Raw genomic sequence first — 1,380 nt, forward strand, 5'->3', positions numbered from 1 at the left:
GCTGTCGACCACGATGCCGGCGGCATGGTCGACGGAGAGTTCACCGGGGCCGGCCAGCCCCAGTGCCACGCAGGCGACGGCGAGCACCAGCACGTACTCGTAGCCGTCGCGGAAGACGAAGAATCCGTTCTTGCGGTGGGCCAGCAGACCGGCCACCAGCATCACCGAGATGATCGCGGCGGCCGCGAGCGGCGTGAGCAGACCGAGGACGAGCAGCACGCCCGCGCCGATCTCGGTGATCACGCTCAGCCAGGCCTGCAGGACGCCGTTGCGCAGACCGAGACCGGCGAACCAGCGACCGGTTCCGGCGATCTTGCCGCCGCCGATCCAGTGGTTGACGCCGTGCGCGATCATGGTCACGCCGATGACGAGGCGAAGCAGTGCGAGTGCGAGATCAATGGCTTCCATCGTCCGCCCTTCCCGGCGGCCGCGACATCGCGCAGCCGTCGAATTGCGTCGCCGGACCGGAGAATTCGCCGTTTGCGTCGGCGACCACGCATTCCTCGACGAACGACAGCAACTTCAGATGGTAGGCGGTCGCCGTGTGACCGACGCTGATGTTGTGTCCGGTATTGGGCTGGAAGTTGAGCACCACTCGTGGCGAGGCGGCGAACAGCGCGCCGACCGCGGCGAGTTCCTCGGGGTCGTTGCGCCAGACGCGCTCGTGGTCGCCGAGGGTGAAACGCACCGGGACGCGCACCTGCCCGGCCAGCGTGGGGAATTCCTGCCCGGCCCAGTCGCGGACGGCGACGGCCTCGGTGCGTGGTCCGGGCGCGGCGATGCTCGCGCCGCCGATCACCGACTCCGAGTACAGCCGTGCCGGATGCCAGAGCAGCTTGCCGATGCCGTAGGCCGCCGGGCTCGGGCCCTTGTCCTCCCAGAGGATCTCCTGGGCGACCTGCTGGTGCAGCCTGCCGGTGCCCGCGAGCTCGAGGCCGAGCAGGCCGGCGCCACGCTCGTCGGCGGCCACCCGCAACGCCAGCTCGCAGCCCGCGGAATGGGCGAGCAGGAACACGCCTGCGCCCCTCGGCCGATCACCGAGGTGCTCCTCGATCGCCGCGTACACCAGCTCGATCCGGCGTTCGGCCTGCGCGATCTGTTCGGCGAACGGGGCCGAGGCGCCGTAGCCGGGGCGATCGAGGGCCAGCACGGTGAAGCCGAGGCGGGCGGCGGTGCGCAGCAGCGACAGTTCGGGGTGGCCGGGGCAGTCGAAATAGGCGGCGCTGGTGGCCCCGCCGTGCAGCGCGACGAGCACCGCGCGCGGGTCGGGGACCTCGGCGAGCAGGCCGGAGACCGGGACGCCGTCGACCTCGGCGAGCCCGGGGCCCGCCGCCGCGGCCCGGCGCGGCGCCCGGGCCGCGGGGGGCGGGGCGGCGCGGG

At 72.6% G+C, this 1,380-nt stretch carries 2 protein-coding genes; both read right to left on the reverse strand.

Going from position 1 to position 1,380, the window contains the following annotated elements; genetic code table 11:
- Positions 1-408 (reverse strand): DoxX family protein (locus tag QH283_RS03180; RefSeq protein WP_280501518.1); only part of this gene is annotated, 408 nt, incomplete at its 3' end.
- Positions 395-1,380, reverse strand: a 986-nt coding sequence (locus QH283_RS03185; RefSeq protein ID WP_348538253.1) for an alpha/beta hydrolase, incomplete at its 5' end; no start/stop codon positions are given. The genes QH283_RS03185 and QH283_RS03180, both read right to left, overlap by 14 nt.

The sequence above is a fragment of the Nocardia farcinica genome (assembly GCF_029867845.1).
Taxonomy (GTDB): domain Bacteria; phylum Actinomycetota; class Actinomycetes; order Mycobacteriales; family Mycobacteriaceae; genus Nocardia; species Nocardia farcinica_A.